The sequence below is a fragment of the Mesorhizobium sp. M7A.F.Ca.US.006.04.2.1 genome (assembly GCF_004022915.1).
Classification (GTDB): Bacteria; Pseudomonadota; Alphaproteobacteria; order Rhizobiales; family Rhizobiaceae; genus Mesorhizobium; species Mesorhizobium ciceri.
In genome coordinates this window covers 1-15529 of sequence record NZ_RZQA01000039.1, presented here as the reverse complement: position 1 = coordinate 15529, position 15529 = coordinate 1, and the positions used below count along the sequence as shown (strand labels likewise).

The window sequence follows — 15529 nt, the reverse complement described above, 5'->3', positions numbered from 1 at the left end:
AGTGATGCCCTGATAAGCGAGGGCGCAGCGCCCCCGGCCCCGATGTTCGTCATGCCAAGCCCCCAAGCCCTCGATACCACGCCCCTTCCCACGGGAAACGCGGCCTTGGCAAGCAAAGACACGGGAAAACCGGCGTTTTCGGGGCGGATGCCAAGCTTGCGCGGCTCGACAATCCTGGGGCTAACCGGCATTAACCAAATGGACGCAACAGCCGCGTTACGTTAGCGTCGTCTCATCTCAGCAACAGCCGACCCAGAACAGTCCAGCCCTTGTCCTACCTGCGCCCCCTTCCGCTCATCCAGAGAGTTTTTGCGGCACTAGCCCTGCTGGTGCTGCTGGCCGGCTGCGCCACGACGCCGCCCGACAGCGTGCTGGCCGTGCCCGCGCCGGCGCAGAGATATGCGGCCATCGTGGTCGACGCCAGGACCGGCAAGCAGCTGTTCGAGGTCAGCTCGACGGCGCAGCGCTATCCCGCCTCGCTGACCAAAATGATGACGCTGTATCTGCTGTTCGAGGCACTGGAGTCCGGCCGCGTCAGCAAGCAGACGCAGATCCCGGTTTCGGACCATGCCGCCTCGCAGCCGCCGACCAAGATGCGCTTCCGGCGCGGCGAAAGCATCGACGTCGATTCCGCGATCCGCGCCATCGTCGTCAAATCGGCCAACGACGTGGCAGTGGCGGTCGGCGAATATCTCGGCGGCTCGGAGGATCAGTTCGCCGCCATGATGACATCCAGGGCGCGCCAGCTCGGCATGACCAGCACCACCTTCCGCAACGCGTCGGGCCTGCCCGACGATGGCCAGATGACGACGGCGCGCGACATGGCGGTGCTCGGCATGGCGCTGCATCAGCGCTTTCCCCAGCAGTTCCACTATTTCTCCGAAAGCGACTTCATGTTCCGCGGCCGGCTGGTGCGCGGCCACAACGACATGCTCGGCCGCGTGCGCGGCGTCGACGGCATCAAGACCGGCTACATCAGGGCGTCGGGCTTCAACATCGTCACCTCCTACAATGCCGACGGCCGCAATCTGATCGTCGTGGTGATGGGCGCCGACTCAGCCCGCCAGCGCAACGACCATGTCGAAGCGCTGATCCAGCGCAGCCTGTCGCCGACGGCGGACGGCACCAAGACCAGGCTGATGTTCGCCGAGCAGTGAGGAGTGGTCCGCGTAGCGGACAAAAAGCCAATTGCTTGGCTTTTTGAACGACGAACGCCCTGAGCCTGCGAAGGGCGAGCTGCCGGTAGCAAGCATCGCGCTTGGCTGTGCGGGGATGGATATCGATAGGAATTTTTTCTTGACCCTGAGGGCAGCTATGCTACTATTTTCGGTATGGTGCTGAGTCGCGCCAATTGATCGACTGGAAACGTGACCCGCCCGCAAGGTGGGTTTTTTGTTGCCCGCCGCCCTGCAGAACCTTGTGCACGTTGGCAGGACAGCGCCCCCTCTGTCCTGCCGGATCTTCGTCGCTCGGAAAGCCAAGCAATTGGCTTTCCACCCGCTGCGCGGACCGCTCCTCAACCCCCGCAAGGGGGGAGATTGGCAGCTTCGGCGCTCCGCTCACTCCTGTGACGGTGGAAATTGGCGAAAGCCGGGACAACAGCCAATCTCCCCCCTTGAGGGGGAGATGTCCGGCAGGACAGAGGGGGGTGATTGGCGCAAACATCGGGCAAGTTCTTCCCGCTCCGGCCAATCTGGAACGTCTCCACCCGCCCCGAGGGGCGAGCCGCCGCCAGCCACATCGCCTTCTCCGATCAAAAACACTTGTCCGGCCTGCGAAATCCGTGCCCGGCGCTGGCTATGCGCCGCCACCTCTGTCTATCGTCGCCCAGCACCCTCAGGAGCCCACCATGAGCACCGTCCCCAAAACGCCCGAACAGGCGGCAGACAATCAGAACGATGACGGCGGCGAGTATTTCGAGGCGCCGATCGTCGGTGAGCTGGAGGCCGATCCGGTATCGGACGAACACTTCGACACGCCCGAAGTGCCGGACTCCGAACCGGCAGGCCCCGGCGCCCACCGTGGCAAGCCGAAGAAAAAGCCGTCGGCGATATCGGGCCGCAAATTCCGCAAGCGCGATCTGGTGCGCATCGACACGCTGCGCCCGAGCCTCGCCGACCGCATCCGCTCGGACCATCCCGACCTGCCGGCCGGCGCCCGCATCAGCCGCGCCGAGCTCGGCCGCTACCGCATGCGCTATATGGAGGAGCTGCTGCAGCAGGAGCACGGCGAATTCTCCGAGCTCGACCGTCAGGTGGTCGAATCGATCGCCAGGCAGGACACGATTTCCGAAAACTCGGAAGAAGAATTCGAGGAGCACCGCACCTTCGCCGACCGCGTCTCCGATAACATGGCGGCCTTCGGCGGCAGCTGGTGGTTCCTGATATCGTTCGGCAGCGTGCTGCTGGTGTGGATCGGCATCAATCTGGTCGCCGGCATGAGCGCCGCTTTCGATCCCTATCCCTTCATCCTGCTCAACCTGCTGCTCTCCTGCATTGCCGCCATCCAGGCGCCGATCATCATGATGAGCCAGCGGCGGCAGGAGTCCAAGGACCGCCTGCGCTCCTTCAACGACTACCGCGTCAACCTCAAGGCCGAGCTCGAAGTGCGCCATCTGCACGAAAAGCTCGACTACCTCATCTCGCGCCAATGGACGCGCCTGGCCGAAATGCAGCAGATGCAGCTGGACGCGATGCACGAACTGGCGGGCGCCAAGAAGCCGAAGCGGGCGGTGCGTGGAAGGCGGACGGTGAAGGCGGGGGCGGTAACCTCATAGGCCGCAGCCTGGAGCACCGGGCCAAGTCGCTACGCCAATCTCCAATTGCCCGTTGAAGCCCGCGCCCGCTTCCGCTAAGAAGCCGTGACTTGCCGGTTCACCGGCTGGTTCGTTTTCCGGATTCCGGAAAGCACCCGTAGCTCAGCTGGATAGAGCGCTGCCCTCCGAAGGCAGAGGTCACAGGTTCGAATCCTGTCGGGTGCGCCAAAAACCAAGGGTCCGTTTCGGGGCACTGCGTTTGTCGTTGGCAGCTTTGCGGTCGAGCAGGCTCACGCGGCCCTTCAGCCCTTCAAAGGCATAATTCTTCTCAACCGCCAGCCAGGGCAACCGCCAGCGTTCGGCGGCGAGGGTGTCGCGAGCCCGCGAATGGGCCACCTGCGTCGTGAAGAAGGTGCACCCCTCATTGCTCGGCTGCCGGCCGGCCGTCGAACCACATGTAATAGGAGGCGATGAGCATTTGGCGCCCCTCGAACGCGTCCAGCAATGTTACCGACCCGACACCGACCGGAGTGGGTGCACCCTATCTCCACTTATGAGGCACCGTGCCGTTCTCCCGCGGCTGGGGAGCGCCTAGAGCATCAGATAGATGATCCGGCCCAGAGCGCCAAAAAGCAGCGCGAAGGCTGCAATCGACTGGACGAAGAAGCCGGGATAGCGCTTCAAGGGCGCGGTGCGATACCCTACGAAATATGCAATCCGACCTATCATCCAGAGCAGCCCAAGGCCGGAAGCCCACGCGGCATTCCAGTAGATCGCGAACAGCCACATCGACGGCATAAAGATAGGAAACCATTCCACCGCGTTGGCATGTGCCCGGATGGTTCGTTCAAGGAGCGGGTCGCCGGTCATTGCGGGCGCCAGTATGCCAGTCTTCTTGTGGGTTCTCGCGACCGTCACCGCCATTCCGAATATCATCAAGCTACAAAACAGCGTCACGAGAGCTACCGGGTAAAGCCGTTCCATGTTTGCCTCCTCTCATGGTCGGGACAGTAGGCAAGCAAAGGTTATCGGCAAGGGCAAGGCGCAGGCAGATCTTTCCTGACAGCCAGCGCCAATAAGAGCCGGGTTTGTCAGTTACATAATTGCCCTTTTTGTTAATCATCCGAAAACGATGGGCAAGTTGGAATGCCATCAGCGTTCCTTCCGTGGGGGCGGTGATGGCCATCGACATACCGCCGTGACCGGCCTGCTGCCGAAAGGTGGCGGCATTTTGTTGCGCGATTGACACGCTGCCCGGCGGAAGGCAAAGAGTGACACATTATTGGCAAAGGGGAATGTCGATGAAGAAAATCTATCAGAAGCCCGTTTTCACGAAGCGTGAGCGACTGTCGTCAGTGACGGCTTCGCCCAGTTCATCCGGGATTATCGATTAACCAAGAGAGTTACAGTTTTGGAAAGCCCGCTGCCGAAAGGTGGCGGGCTTTTTGCTTTCTCCAGGAAACGACAGCCGATTCCGCAAGTCGGCACCGCCAACGTCAATTTCAAGTTCGGCAGACGCAACTGCCTGTGGGACCGCGTGCAGGGCACGGTTAGCGGACCAGTGCCGAAGGCCTGAAGAAAGACAAGGCGGAATGGTTCAAGCCCGGCCTTGTCGGACGGGTGCGAAGAAATGCGTCGCCATGCGAAGCTGCTGGACTGCCCGGAGGAGAAGTAATGCCCGTGGTAAAAAGGCCCCCTGAAGCGCGAGAACAGGCTCTGCACTCGCGATCTAGACCATCAGGCTTAATTGCTGGATTCCTGTTGTGCCGGTAGCGTAATCGGGCTGGGGTGTCCAGCACTGGCCGGCACGGCGTGTCCAACCCCAAATTCGCAACCGTGCCGGTCTGTTGCACAATGGGAATGAATGTCTCGGGCTTCGACTTTGACCCCCCTTCCGCGCAAGAATCGTCTGCATTGCCGCCATCAGCTCTTCGTCCCACCGGTCAGGTTTCCCTAACGGTCGAAGGTAAGCCAGCGCGGGCCCGCCGAGTCGCGTTACCCCGCCACCGCCCGCACACTCTCCCGCTCCACCAGCGGACACTCCAGCTTCGTGATCGGATACCGCCCCCGTCCAGGCGCAGCCGGCGCCTCCAGCTGTTCGATCGCCCATTGGCCCATCGCCATGTGCGGCAGGATCGAGGTGGTCAGCGGCGGGAACAGATGGCGGGCGATTTCCTCGTCGTCGTAGCCGACCACGGAAATGTCTTGCGGAATGTGCAGGCCGGCCTCCTTCAGCGCTTCGTAGCAGCCGATCGCGGTGCGGTCGTTCTGGCAGAAGATGGCGGTGGGCTTATCCCTGAGCGCCAGCAGCTTGACGGTGGCGGCATAGCCGGCGCTGGCCGACCAGTCGCCCTCGACCACCAGCTCGGGATCGAACGGAATGTCGGCCGTGGCGAGCGCGCGGCGGTAGCCCTTCAGCCGGTCCTGTGCCGCCTGCATCCACGGCTCGCCGGTGATGGTGGCGATGCGGCGGTGGCCGTGGCTGATCAAATGGCGGGTCGAGCTCTGGCCGCCGGCGATCTCGCTCGGCACCACGGCAGGGAAGGCGTAGTCCGCCGTGTAGCAGTTGAGCAGGATCACCGGGATGTCGAGGCCGTAGAGATAGTCGGGCGCTGTGATCTCGCGGGTGAAGATGGTCATGTAGATCAGCGCCGAAATGCCCCGCTTGGTGAGCGCTGAAATGGCGCGCGGCTCCATGACGGAATCGCCCAGCGTCTGCGCCACCAGAAGCACGTTGCCGGCATTCCACGAGGCCTGGCGCGCGCCCTCGATGGCGACCACGGCTTCGGGGCTGGTGGCGAGCTGGTCGACGGCAAAGCCGATCACCCCGTCCAGCCCTTCGAAGGCGGGCCCCTCGAAGGCAGGCAATGCCGGGTGAAGCGCCTCGAAAGCGGGCGCGGTGTAGCCAAGCGTCCGTGCGGCCTCGATCACCCGTTCGCGGGTCTGCTGCGACAGCTTGATCCCTGGCGAATTGTTGAGCACGAAGGACACGGTCGCCTGCGAGCAGCCGGCGGCCCTGGCGATATCGATCATGGTGACGCGGCCCTTGGCGCCCTTGGCCGGCGCCTTGCGCCGCCTCGCCGTGTCGCTGGCCCGATCCGTCGTCTCGCTCATGGCAAATCCCAGTCTGGCTGGCCGGTCAGGCCGGCAAGGTGGCGTGACGCCGTCGCTTTATCGGAATAACGTCAGGCTCGTTTATAACTATTAGTATGCCGGAGGTCCATCCGCCACGCATCTCCATACAAGCGAAAGCTCAATTAACAAAAGGCCTGGGCGGCGGCCCAGCCGTGAGGGCGGCACGCCGGCGGGCACACCGCGAAACCGCTGGCATTGGCTCGGAACTAATACTGTTTACTAATACAAAAATGCGCTGTACCGTCAATCGTCGCATCCGGCCGGTCACGTCCGGGGCGGCGGGAGAGTACGAAAAATGGCCCGGTGGCGAGCGGATCCTATCTCCGCAAGCCTTGTCTCGGATATGTGATATGTCAGACAAATCGGACTATTTACGAATGAGGGATGAGTCTCTAAGGTCGCTGTCGTGGCTGGAACGACGCCATTCTTTCGGTGCCGGGAACCCCTTTGAGGAGGAGGGCGTCCACGCTGCAAACGGCAAATCAGGTCAGTGCAAGATCGGCCGGTCCAACGACTGAGCCAAACGGGAGGTTGAACATGAAATCCTTGATACGCAATGCATCCGTAGCCGCGACCGCGCTGCTGCTTGGCCTGTCGGCCACGGCAATCGCGCGCGCCGACGACAAGCCGACGCTGGCCTTCGTCGTCAACGGCGCTTCCGATTTCTGGAAGGCCGCCGAAGCCGGCGTCAAGAAGGCGCAGGGCGAACTGCCCGACTATACGCTCGAGCTCAAATATCCCGAACAGTCCTCGGTCGCCATCCAGCAGCGGCTGATGGACGATCTGGTGACCGCCGGCGTCAAGGGCATCATGGTCTCGGCCGTCGATCCCAAGACCTCGACCGATGGGTTGAACAAGATCGCCTCGGAAACCGCGCTGTTCACCACCGACTCGGACGCCCCGCAGACCAAGCGCGTCGCCTATATCGGCTCGTCCAACGTCGATGCCGGCAAGCAGGCGGCCGAAATCGCCAAGAAGGCGATGCCCAATGGCGGCAAGTGCCTCGGCTTCGTCGGCCTGCTCGGCGCCGACAATGCCAAGGAGCGCATCCAGGGCATGAAGGACGGCCTGGCCGGCACCAAGATCGAGCTGATCGACGTGCGCGGCGACGACATCGACCAGGCGCGCGCCAAGAAGAATGTCGAGGACGCGCTGGTCGCCAGCCCCGACGTCACCTGCATGGTCGGCTTCTACTCCTACAACACGCCGCGCATCTATGAAGCGCTGCGCGATGCCGGCAAGCTCGGCTCGATCACCGTCGTCGGCTTCGATGACGATCCGATCACGCTGGGCGGCGTCAAGGAAGGCACCATTGCCGCCACCGTCGTGCAGCAGCCCTTCGAATGGGCCTATCAGGGCATGAAGCTGATGGCTGCCTATCTCAAGGGCGACAAGTCGGGCATCCCGGAAGGCAACCTCATCATCATCCCGACCAAGATCATCGGCAAGGATGACGTCGACGCCTACGCCGCCAATCTGAAGGCGATGGCCGGAAACTAAGACTTGAAGCAGTTCAGCCGGCTCAACGTCGCTTGGGCCGGCTGCTCGCATTGACGAACACCGCGAGGATCGTCAGTCTGCCAAAAGCCAAGAGCATGATCCCGAAAAGTGGAAGCCGGTTCTCGGAAAAGATCATGCTCAGAAATTGGCCCGCCAATCGCTGTCAGGCATGATGAATTATTCCGACACATCCATTGCTGCATCCGTGACCGCCCCGTTCCTCAGCCTTGAGAACGTGCGCAAGACCTATCCGGGCGTCGTCGCGCTCGACGGCTTCTCCATGGAGGTCAGGCCGGGCGAGGTCATCGGCCTTGTCGGCGAAAACGGCGCCGGCAAATCGACGTTGATGAAGATCCTCGGCGGCGTCACCAGGCCCGACAGCGGCACGATCACCGTCGACGGCACCGCGCATGACAGGCTCTCCGTCGAAGCCAGCCTGGGATCGGGCATCGCCTTCGTCCACCAGGAACTCAATTTGTTCGAAAATCTGGACGTCGCCGCCAACATCTTCTTCGGCCGCGAACCTTTGCGCGCCGGGCCGCTCAAGCTCGTCGACCGCGCAAAGCTGCGCACCATGGTGGCGCCGCTTTTGAAGCGCGTCGGCGCCAATTTTTCCGCCGACACGCCGGTCGCGACCCTGTCTCTGGCGCAGCAGCAGATGGTCGAGATCGCCAAGGCGCTGTCGATCGAGGCGCGGCTGGTCATCCTCGACGAGCCGACATCGAGCCTGCCGCTCGCCGAGACCGACAAATTGCTCGACGTCATCAAGGCGCTGAAGGCCGACGGCATCAGCGTCATCTTCATCTCGCACCGCCTGCACGAGGTCGAGCGCGTCGCCGACCGCGTCGTGGTGCTGCGCGACGGCATGCTGGCCGGCACCTTGCCGAAGAGCGACATCGGCCACGACCAGATGGTCAAGCTGATGATCGGCCGCATGCTGAAGGAGCGCGAGAAGGCCTCGGAAGCGGCGCGTGCGCCCGGCGCCGTAGCACTTGCGGCCAAGGCCATCCGCACCCCTGCCTATCCCGGCGGCCCGGTCGATCTCGACGTCAGGCGCGGCGAAATCCTCGGCCTCGCCGGTCTTGTCGGTTCCGGCCGCACCGAGCTGGCGCGGGTGTTCTTCGGCATCGATTCGAAGCTCGGGGGCGCGCTGGAACTCGACGGCAAGCCGCTTGCGCTGGCTTCCGCGGCCGACGCCGTCGCGCACGGCATCTTCCTGGTGCCGGAAGACCGCAAGCTCACCGGTATCCTGCTCGACCTGTCGATCGCTCAGAACATTTCGCTGCCCAATCTGCCCGCGCATGCGCGCCGCTCCCTGGTGTCCTCAAGCGCCGAGACCTCCACCGCCGAGAAGCAGAAGAAAGATCTCGGCATCAAGGCGCCTTCGGTGCAGACGCGCACCGGCACGCTGTCGGGCGGCAATCAGCAGAAGGTCGTGCTCGGCAAGTGGCTGGCCATGAACCCCAAGGTGATGATCCTCGACGAGCCGACGCGCGGCATCGACATCGGCGCCAAGGCGGAAATCTACGGCCTGATGCGCGCATTGGCCGATGCCGGCGTCGCCGTGCTGATGATCTCGTCGGACATGGAAGAGGTGATCGGCGTGTCCGACCGCATCGCCGTCATGCATGAGGGCCAAATCTCCGGCATTCTCGACAAGGACCGGTTCAGCCAGGAAAACGTGCTGCTGCTGGCGGTGGGCAAGCAGCCGAAGTAGTTTTGCCGGGGTCGCGCAAGCGCGATCTGCTCAGGCATTGGGGAGAAGACGATGAGCAAGAAAGATCTCGGCCTGCTGATCCTGATCCTGGTGGTCGGGGCGATCGTTGCGATCATCAATCCGCGCTTCCTGTTGCCGATCAACCTCGCCAACACCTCGAACCTGATCGGCCTGTTCGGCATCCTGTCGATCGGCCAGGCCTTCGTCATCATCACCGGCGGCATCGAATTGTCGGTCGGCTCGGTGGTCGCGCTGCTTGGAACGCTGTTCATCGACTTCATCGCCGTGCGCGAGGTGGGCTGGCCGCTGGCCTTCGTGCTGATCCTGTTCCTCGGCGCCATCATAGGCCTGGTGCATGGCTGGCTGATCACAAGGCTCAAGCTGCAGCCTTTCGTCGTCACTTTGTGCGGCCTGTTGATCTACCGCGGTGTCGCCCGCTTCTACACCGCCGACGGCACGGCGGGTTTTGCGTTCGGCCAGAATTTTCCCGAGCTCGAATTCCTGACGGCCGGACGCTCCTATGGCGTGCCGAACAGTTTCATCGCGCTGATCGTTATTTCGATCGTCATGTGGGTGGTGCTGCATCGCTCGGTGTTCGGCCGCTATCTCTACGCCATCGGCAAGAACGAGGAGGCGGCGAAATATTCGGGCATCCGCACCGGCCGTGTCGTCATCGCCGCCTATGTCATCTGCGGTGTGCTGACGGCGCTGTCGGCGATCTATTTCGCCATGTACACGCGCTCGATCTCGCCGGCCAGCCACGGCCAGTTCTACGAACTCTACGCCATCGCCGCCGCCGTGCTCGGCGGCTTCTCGCTGCGCGGCGGCGAAGGCTCGCTGATCGGCGTCATCCTCGGCACGGTGCTGCTGCAGGAGCTGCAGAATCTCGTCAACCTGCTCGGCATCCCGTCCTCGCTCAACTTCGCGGTGATGGGCGGCGTCATCCTCATCGGCGTGCTGGTCGACCAGCAATGGGGCGTGTTCCGGGAACGGCGGCTGATGGTCGACGCCACCCGCAAGGGCGTGGCGGGCCAGGCTGCGGAATAGCTAGCCTAGATCAGGCCCGACATGTCGGAAAAGGCCATCGCCTTGCGCAGCACCTCGGCGAAGCGTTCGCCGGCGGCTTCGCGCGGGCCGCTGTTGTCGATCGAGGTGACGCCGGGCCCGGACAGAGTGACATTGGCGCTGCGTGCCAGCCGCGCCAGCACTTCGCCGCGGGACTCCCGGCCGCGCATCGCCAGACGCTCGGCCAGCACGTCAGGCGAGGCAGTGATCTCGACGATGGCCAGGTTGGCATAGCGTTCGCGCAAGGAGGGGATGATCGCGCGCGACACATTGGCGACAGCGACACGGCCATTGGCGACAGACCAGTCGACATCGGCGGGGGTGCCGTAGCGCAAGCCGTGTGCTTCCCAGGAAATGGCGAAGGCGCCATCGGCTTCGGCTTCGGCGAAGGCAGCGTCGGCCAGCGTGTCGTGATCCTCGCTTGCGGCATCGCTCGGCCTGGTGATGACCCGGCGGACGAACTCCAGCCGCGTTTCGTCGGCAAAATGGTTGCGGGCGTAGCCGATCACCGTGTCCTTGCCGGCGCCGCTTGGGCCGACGACGGCGACGAAAACGCCATCGCGGATCGGAAACGTCTCGGCCGAAAGTTCCCGCTCGATCAGTGCCGACACCATCATGCCACCCGGCGTCCCTGCCGCCACACGGTGCGCACGACCGGAACATGGTCGTCGACGCGCACCCGCACCAGATCGGCGCGGCGGCCCTGCTCGATGACGCCGCGGTCGGTCAGGCCAACCGCATCGGCCGGGTTCTTCGAGACCATGGCGACGGCCTGCGGCAGGGAAATGCCTTCGACGACATCGCCGAGGAAGAACGCCGACTGGATCAGGCTGAAGGGAATGTAGTCGGACGACAAGATGTCGAGCAGGCCGTCGCTGGCCAGCGTACGGGCCGAGACATTGCCCGAATGCGAGGCGCCGCGCATAACGTTTGGCGCGCCCATCAGCACACCCATCCCGGCCTCTTTCGAGGCCCTGGCGGCCTCTTCCGTGGTCGGGAATTCGGCGACCCGCACGCCCTGCTCGATCGCTTCGTCGACATGGCCCGATGTGGCGTCGTCGTGGCTGGCCAGCACGATGCCGCGCTCCTGGCAGGCGGCGGCGATCACCGCCCGGTTCGGCGCCGAATTGCGCGCCGATTCGGCCATCCGCTTTTCGCAGAACACCTTGAAGTCGCGATCGGTCAGCTTCAGCTTGCGCTGGTAATAGTAGGCATAGGTTTCGAGATTGACGAACTGGCGCTGGCCTGGCGCATGATCCATCAGCGATGCCAGCTTAACCCGCTCGTCGCCGTCGAAATTGGCGAAAGCCCTGAGGCAGTCCGGAGCCGAAACCTCGCAGCGCAGGTGGATGAAATGGTCGGCGCGCAGACGGTCCTGCTTCACACTGTCCTCGATCGCGTCGGCCAGCTTGCGGATGTCGGCCGATGTCAGGTCGGCGTCTTCGTCCATACCGACGCGCAAGGCATCCAGCACGGTGGTGATGCCGGCGGTTGCCACCTGCGCGTCATGGGCGAGCACGGCGGCGATCGGATTCCAGCGCACCTTGGGCCGCGGCGCGTAATGGCCTTCGAGATGGTCGGTGTGCAACTCGACCAGCCCGGGAATAATATAGTCGCCGCCCATATCCTCGCCGGTGCGGCCAGAACCAGAGCTTGCGCCGGCTTCGATGCCGGCGATAAAGCCGTCGCGCAGCACCAGCGAACCTTCGACGATCTCGTCGGCAAGCACGATGCGGGCATTGTGGAGAACAGTCTCGGCGGTCATTTCAGGCAGTCCTTCAGGCGGTTTTTCTGGCCGGGCGGCGCCCGAGCGCGTGATGCGAGAGCACCATGAACGGCGCACCCGGTTCGGTTTCGACAAACAAGGTCAGCGCATCCACCAGGACCTTCTGTTGCAGCACTTCCGCGAACAGGCTGTCGATCGCTGCGCGCAAACGCGGGCTCTCCTGTGACCCCGCCCGGCCGGAGAGCGTCATGTGGAAGCGAAAGGTTTCGAAGACATAGGGGTAGCCCCATTGGCAGAGATTGCGGAACTCGGCCGGCTTCAGCGAATCCGGGCTGCGCCGCTCGATTTCCGCCTCGCTCAGCGGTGCGCGAAACCGGTCGAAGTCGCGCACCACGTCATCGGCGAACCGGTTGAGCGCAGGCACTGGCCCTTCCGGCACCAGTGCGAAGAAGCCGTCGATCTGGCTGACCACGAGACGGGGAATGGTCACCACCGGCGTCACCTCGGCAAAAAGGTCGAGTGCGGCGCGCAGCGAGACTTCCGTCTCGTTGGCAGCTAGGCGGAACGGTGCTTTCAGCGTCGCATGGAAACCATAGCGGCGCGCCGAAGCGGTGTGGAAAGCGACTTCCGCCGCCGACAGGTCGGCCACCGCTTCGACCGGCCTCGTCGCGGCGCCAAACGGGTCGCGGCCCAGCCAGTCGGCGGCAATCCGCGCCAGTGGCTCGTCCTGCCGGGGAGTGAAATAGAGGGCGTAGCGCATGGAAAGTCCTTGTCAGCTTCGCTGCCATAGGTGATTTCCATGACGAATTGACGAAGCCTTGCTGGCTTTCAGGTAACAAAACGCTGCGGCGGGGTCATTAGCCGACGATTTTTTCGTGCTGGACCAGGGAGCGAGTGCTCACGCAGCGACCGATCAGGCCTTCATCAGCCATTCATGCTCGGGCGCATTGTGGAACTTCCACGTCCGCTTCGGTCCTGCCATGACGTTGAGATAATAGAGGTCGTAGCCATGGCAGGCGGCGCAGGGGTGATAACCCCTGGGTACCAGCACGACATCGCCATCCTCGATCGCCATTGCTTCGTCGAGCGCGCGATGGCCGTTCTTGTCGGCGTCGGTGTAGACGCGCTGGAAGGCAAAGCCCTGTGGCGGGTTGAGGCGGTGATAGTAAGTTTCCTCGAGGTAGGATTCAGCGGGCAGATTGTCCTGGTCGTGCTTGTGCGGCGGATAGCTCGACGTATGCCCCCCGGGCGTGATGACCTCGACCACCAGCAGCGAATCGGCCGGCTTGCCCTCCGGCAATATGTTGGTGACATAGCGCGTGTTGGTGCCCTTGCCGCGCACCTCCTGGCCGAGATCGTCCGGTCCGATGACGCGAACCGGCAGGCGGCCGCCAAGGCCCGGCGCCGAGCAGACCGCGAGTTCCAGTTCGGTGTCCGCGGTCACCGACCAGTCCGAACCCTCAGGCACGTAGACCGACCACGGCTTGCCCTCGAAGGGCGACATGCGCTCGCCGAGCAGGCCGAGCTCCTTGCCGCCGGCTGAAGCCTTGCCCTTGCCGGTGACGAACACCAGGCAGACTTCGCGATCCTCCGTCTTGCCGGAGGCGCTCTCGCCCGGCTTCAGCCGATGCAGGTCGAAACCGACATAGGTCCAGCCGGCGCTTTTCGGCGTCACATGGGCGACGCGACCGTGGCCCTTGTCGGCTTTGACGAGCAGCTTCGACATTTTTGTCTCTCCTATCGCAAATCTTCGAGATCGGCCGAAGCCTCTCAACTTCGTCATCCTAGGGCCTAGCAGGAGCGAAGCTCCGTCGCGGAGACCCTAGGATGACGAAGTTAGAAGCACTGGAAGCTAACCGCCGACGCATGCGATCAGTCACTCCTTCGGCTCGGGCCCGACCGGAGGCCTCGCCTCGTCAGCAGGCTTGTAGAGATAAAAAAACTGCCAGACGGCGTAGCCGGCGAAGCCGAGCGCGATCATGCCCCAGAACGGCGTGCCGGTGGCGAACTCGATGATCGACCAGATGACGCAGACCGCGACGACGGCGACACGCCGCCACAAAGGCCGGAAGAAGGGGTGTTCGGAATCTTTCATCGGGCCAATCTACAGCAATCGGCCTCGCCGGGAACCCGTCGCACCAGCCATTGGGAGACTAGACATTTGGAAAGCCTTGCGTCTCGACCGTGTATCCGGCCGCCGTCATGACGCGCATCAATTCCTCGTAGCCCACTTGCGCCATCTTGAGCGGCGGGTTCTTCTTCGGGTCCTGCTCGGCCTCGACCACGAACCAGCCCTCATAGCCATGGTCGGCGAAGCGCTGCACGATGGCGCCGAAGTCCAGCGAACCGTCGCCCGGCACGGTGAAGGCGCCGAGCGCCACCGCGTCGAGGAAGGACTGCTTCGTGCGGTCGAGCTTTTCGATCACCCCCATGCGGACGTCCTTCACATGCACATGGCTGATCCGGGTATGATGGTTGTCGATGGCGCGCAGCACGTCGCCGCCGGCGAATGCCAGATGGCCTGCATCGAGCAGCAGCGGAATGCCGGCTCCGGAATAGCGCATGAAGGCATCGAGTTCCGGCTCGGTCTCAACCACTGCCGCCATGTGGTGGTGGTAGGACAACGGCATGCCCTGTTCGGCGCACCATTCGCCAAACGCGGTCAGGCGTTTCGCATAAGCCTTCATCTCGTCGTCCGACAGCTTCGGCTTGGTCGCCAGCGGCTTCGAGCGGTCGCCCTGGATCGAACGGCCAACCTCGCCATAGACGATGCAAGGCGCGTTCACCGCCTTGAACAGGTCGATCATCGGCTGGATGCGATCCTTGTTGTCGGCCATCTCCCCATCGACCAGCGTGCCCGAGAACCAGCCGCCGCACAGCGTGACGTCGGCGGCCTTCAGGATCGGCAGCATGATTTCGGGGTCATTGGGAAAACGCCGGCCCATCTCCATGCCGGTGAAGCCGGCCGAGCGCGACTGGCGCAGACATTCTTCCAGCGACACGTCATCGCTGAGCTCCGCAAGATCGTCGTTCCACCACGCAATGGGGGACATGCCCAGTTTGGCTTTCAAGTCGTCACTCCGGTCCTAAAACAGTTTCTTGCTCGTTGGCGCCGCCCCTCATCTGCCTGCCGGCATCTTCTCCCCGTGTAGAGACAGGGAGAAGGAGGAGCTTCGGCGCCTCTATCAATCGCCGATGGTCTGCATCTGCCGCTTTTCGTCATACGCCTTGCGCGCCGCGTTGACCTGCGGCCGCACTGACACTTCCGGCACCGCCACATCCCACCAGTGACCGCCGGCATCGGTGGAAACCAGCGGGTCGGTGTCGATGACGAGCACCGTGGTGCGCGTATTCTTCCTGGCTTGTGCCAGCGCGTTTTCCAGCCCGGCGATCGACGGCACTTTCTCGGCAATCGCCCCCATGCTCGCCGCATGCGCGGCGAAGTCGATGTCGGGCAGAACCTCGTGGCGCGAGTCCTTCAGCAGATTGTTGAAGTTGGCGCCGCCGGTCGCCATCTGCAGCCGGTTGATGCAGCCGTAACCGCGGTTGTCGAGCAGCACGATGGTCAGCTTGAGGCCGAGCATCACCGAGGTGGCGATCTCCGAATTCATCATCAGGTAGGAGCCGTCGC

General features: G+C 63.5%; 15 protein-coding genes, 1 tRNA gene and 1 pseudogene. 6 read left to right on the top strand and 11 right to left on the bottom strand.

The genetic code is table 11. From position 1 onward, the window contains the following. Positions 1 to 269: 269 nt before the first annotated feature. From EN925_RS04035 to EN925_RS04020, 3 genes are all read left to right on the top strand, one after another. Positions 270 to 1157 carry a D-alanyl-D-alanine carboxypeptidase family protein gene (locus tag EN925_RS04035; RefSeq protein ID WP_127369641.1) on the top strand — a complete coding sequence of 296 codons (888 nt, stop codon included), beginning with the start codon at positions 270 to 272 and terminating at the stop codon, positions 1155 to 1157. A gap of 692 nt (positions 1158 to 1849) precedes the next feature. Then, positions 1850 to 2776, top strand: coding sequence for a DUF1003 domain-containing protein (locus EN925_RS04025; RefSeq protein ID WP_127384865.1), 927 nt, complete (start codon positions 1850 to 1852; stop codon positions 2774 to 2776). A gap of 130 nt (positions 2777 to 2906) precedes the next feature. After that, a tRNA-Arg gene (locus EN925_RS04020) sits at positions 2907 to 2983 on the top strand. Positions 2984 to 3034: 51 nt separating this feature from the next. Here the strand turns inward: EN925_RS04020 and EN925_RS40550 are convergent. The 4 genes and pseudogenes from EN925_RS40550 to EN925_RS03985 all read right to left on the bottom strand — a co-directional run. After that, positions 3035 to 3154 (bottom strand): annotated as a pseudogene (locus tag EN925_RS40550) (DUF899 family protein); the annotation flags it as partial. Positions 3155 to 3346: 192 nt separating this feature from the next. After that, positions 3347 to 3739, bottom strand: a complete 393-nt coding sequence (locus EN925_RS04005; protein WP_013528384.1) for an MAPEG family protein — start codon at positions 3737 to 3739, stop codon at positions 3347 to 3349. Next, on the bottom strand, positions 3696 to 3941 hold the full coding sequence (locus tag EN925_RS04000) for a hypothetical protein (RefSeq protein WP_128336351.1): 246 nt from the start codon (positions 3939 to 3941) through the stop codon (positions 3696 to 3698). The genes EN925_RS04005 and EN925_RS04000 overlap by 44 nt, the downstream gene beginning before the upstream one ends. 809 nt (positions 3942 to 4750) lie before the next feature. Further along, positions 4751 to 5869 (bottom strand): LacI family DNA-binding transcriptional regulator, encoded by a 1119-nt coding sequence (locus tag EN925_RS03985; protein WP_164753503.1) that lies wholly within the window; start codon positions 5867 to 5869, stop codon positions 4751 to 4753. A gap of 558 nt (positions 5870 to 6427) precedes the next feature. Here EN925_RS03985 and EN925_RS03975 point away from each other — a divergent pair. The 3 genes from EN925_RS03975 to EN925_RS03965 all read left to right on the top strand — a co-directional run bounded on the left by EN925_RS03975 (position 6428) and on the right by EN925_RS03965 (position 10154). Further along, complete coding sequence (locus EN925_RS03975; protein WP_013528381.1) at positions 6428 to 7390, top strand: sugar-binding protein; 963 nt, start codon at positions 6428 to 6430, stop codon at positions 7388 to 7390. A 172-nt stretch (positions 7391 to 7562) separates the two neighbouring features. Further along, positions 7563 to 9107, top strand: a complete 1545-nt coding sequence (locus EN925_RS03970) for a sugar ABC transporter ATP-binding protein (RefSeq protein ID WP_128336354.1) — start codon at positions 7563 to 7565, stop codon at positions 9105 to 9107. 51 nt (positions 9108 to 9158) lie between these two features. Then, positions 9159 to 10154: an ABC transporter permease gene (locus EN925_RS03965; protein WP_027161057.1), complete on the top strand. Its 996-nt coding sequence runs from the start codon at positions 9159 to 9161 to the stop codon at positions 10152 to 10154. A 5-nt stretch (positions 10155 to 10159) separates the two neighbouring features. Here EN925_RS03965 and phnN read toward each other — a convergent pair whose 3' ends face one another. The 7 genes from phnN to EN925_RS03930 form a co-directional block, all read right to left on the bottom strand. Further along, complete coding sequence (gene phnN / locus EN925_RS03960) at positions 10160 to 10789, bottom strand: phosphonate metabolism protein/1,5-bisphosphokinase (PRPP-forming) PhnN (RefSeq protein WP_164894127.1); 630 nt, start codon at positions 10787 to 10789, stop codon at positions 10160 to 10162. After that, entirely contained in the window at positions 10786 to 11937 is a 1152-nt protein-coding gene (locus tag EN925_RS03955; protein ID WP_127368108.1) for an alpha-D-ribose 1-methylphosphonate 5-triphosphate diphosphatase, read from the bottom strand. The genes phnN and EN925_RS03955 overlap by 4 nt, the downstream gene beginning before the upstream one ends. 13 nt (positions 11938 to 11950) lie before the next feature. Then, positions 11951 to 12658: a DUF1045 domain-containing protein gene (locus EN925_RS03950; RefSeq protein WP_027161055.1), complete on the bottom strand. Its 708-nt coding sequence runs from the start codon at positions 12656 to 12658 to the stop codon at positions 11951 to 11953. A 153-nt stretch (positions 12659 to 12811) separates the two neighbouring features. Continuing rightward, positions 12812 to 13624 (bottom strand): 5-deoxy-glucuronate isomerase, encoded by an 813-nt coding sequence (gene iolB, locus EN925_RS03945; RefSeq protein WP_064992838.1) that lies wholly within the window; start codon positions 13622 to 13624, stop codon positions 12812 to 12814. Positions 13625 to 13774: 150 nt separating this feature from the next. Then, entirely contained in the window at positions 13775 to 13993 is a 219-nt protein-coding gene (locus tag EN925_RS03940) for a hypothetical protein (RefSeq protein WP_027161053.1), read from the bottom strand. A gap of 58 nt (positions 13994 to 14051) precedes the next feature. Next, entirely contained in the window at positions 14052 to 14969 is a 918-nt protein-coding gene (gene iolE, locus EN925_RS03935) for a myo-inosose-2 dehydratase (RefSeq protein WP_127368109.1), read from the bottom strand. Between the two features lie 114 nt (positions 14970 to 15083). Next, positions 15084 to 15529 (bottom strand): thiamine pyrophosphate-dependent enzyme (locus EN925_RS03930; protein ID WP_245487206.1); only part of this gene is annotated, 446 nt, incomplete at its 5' end.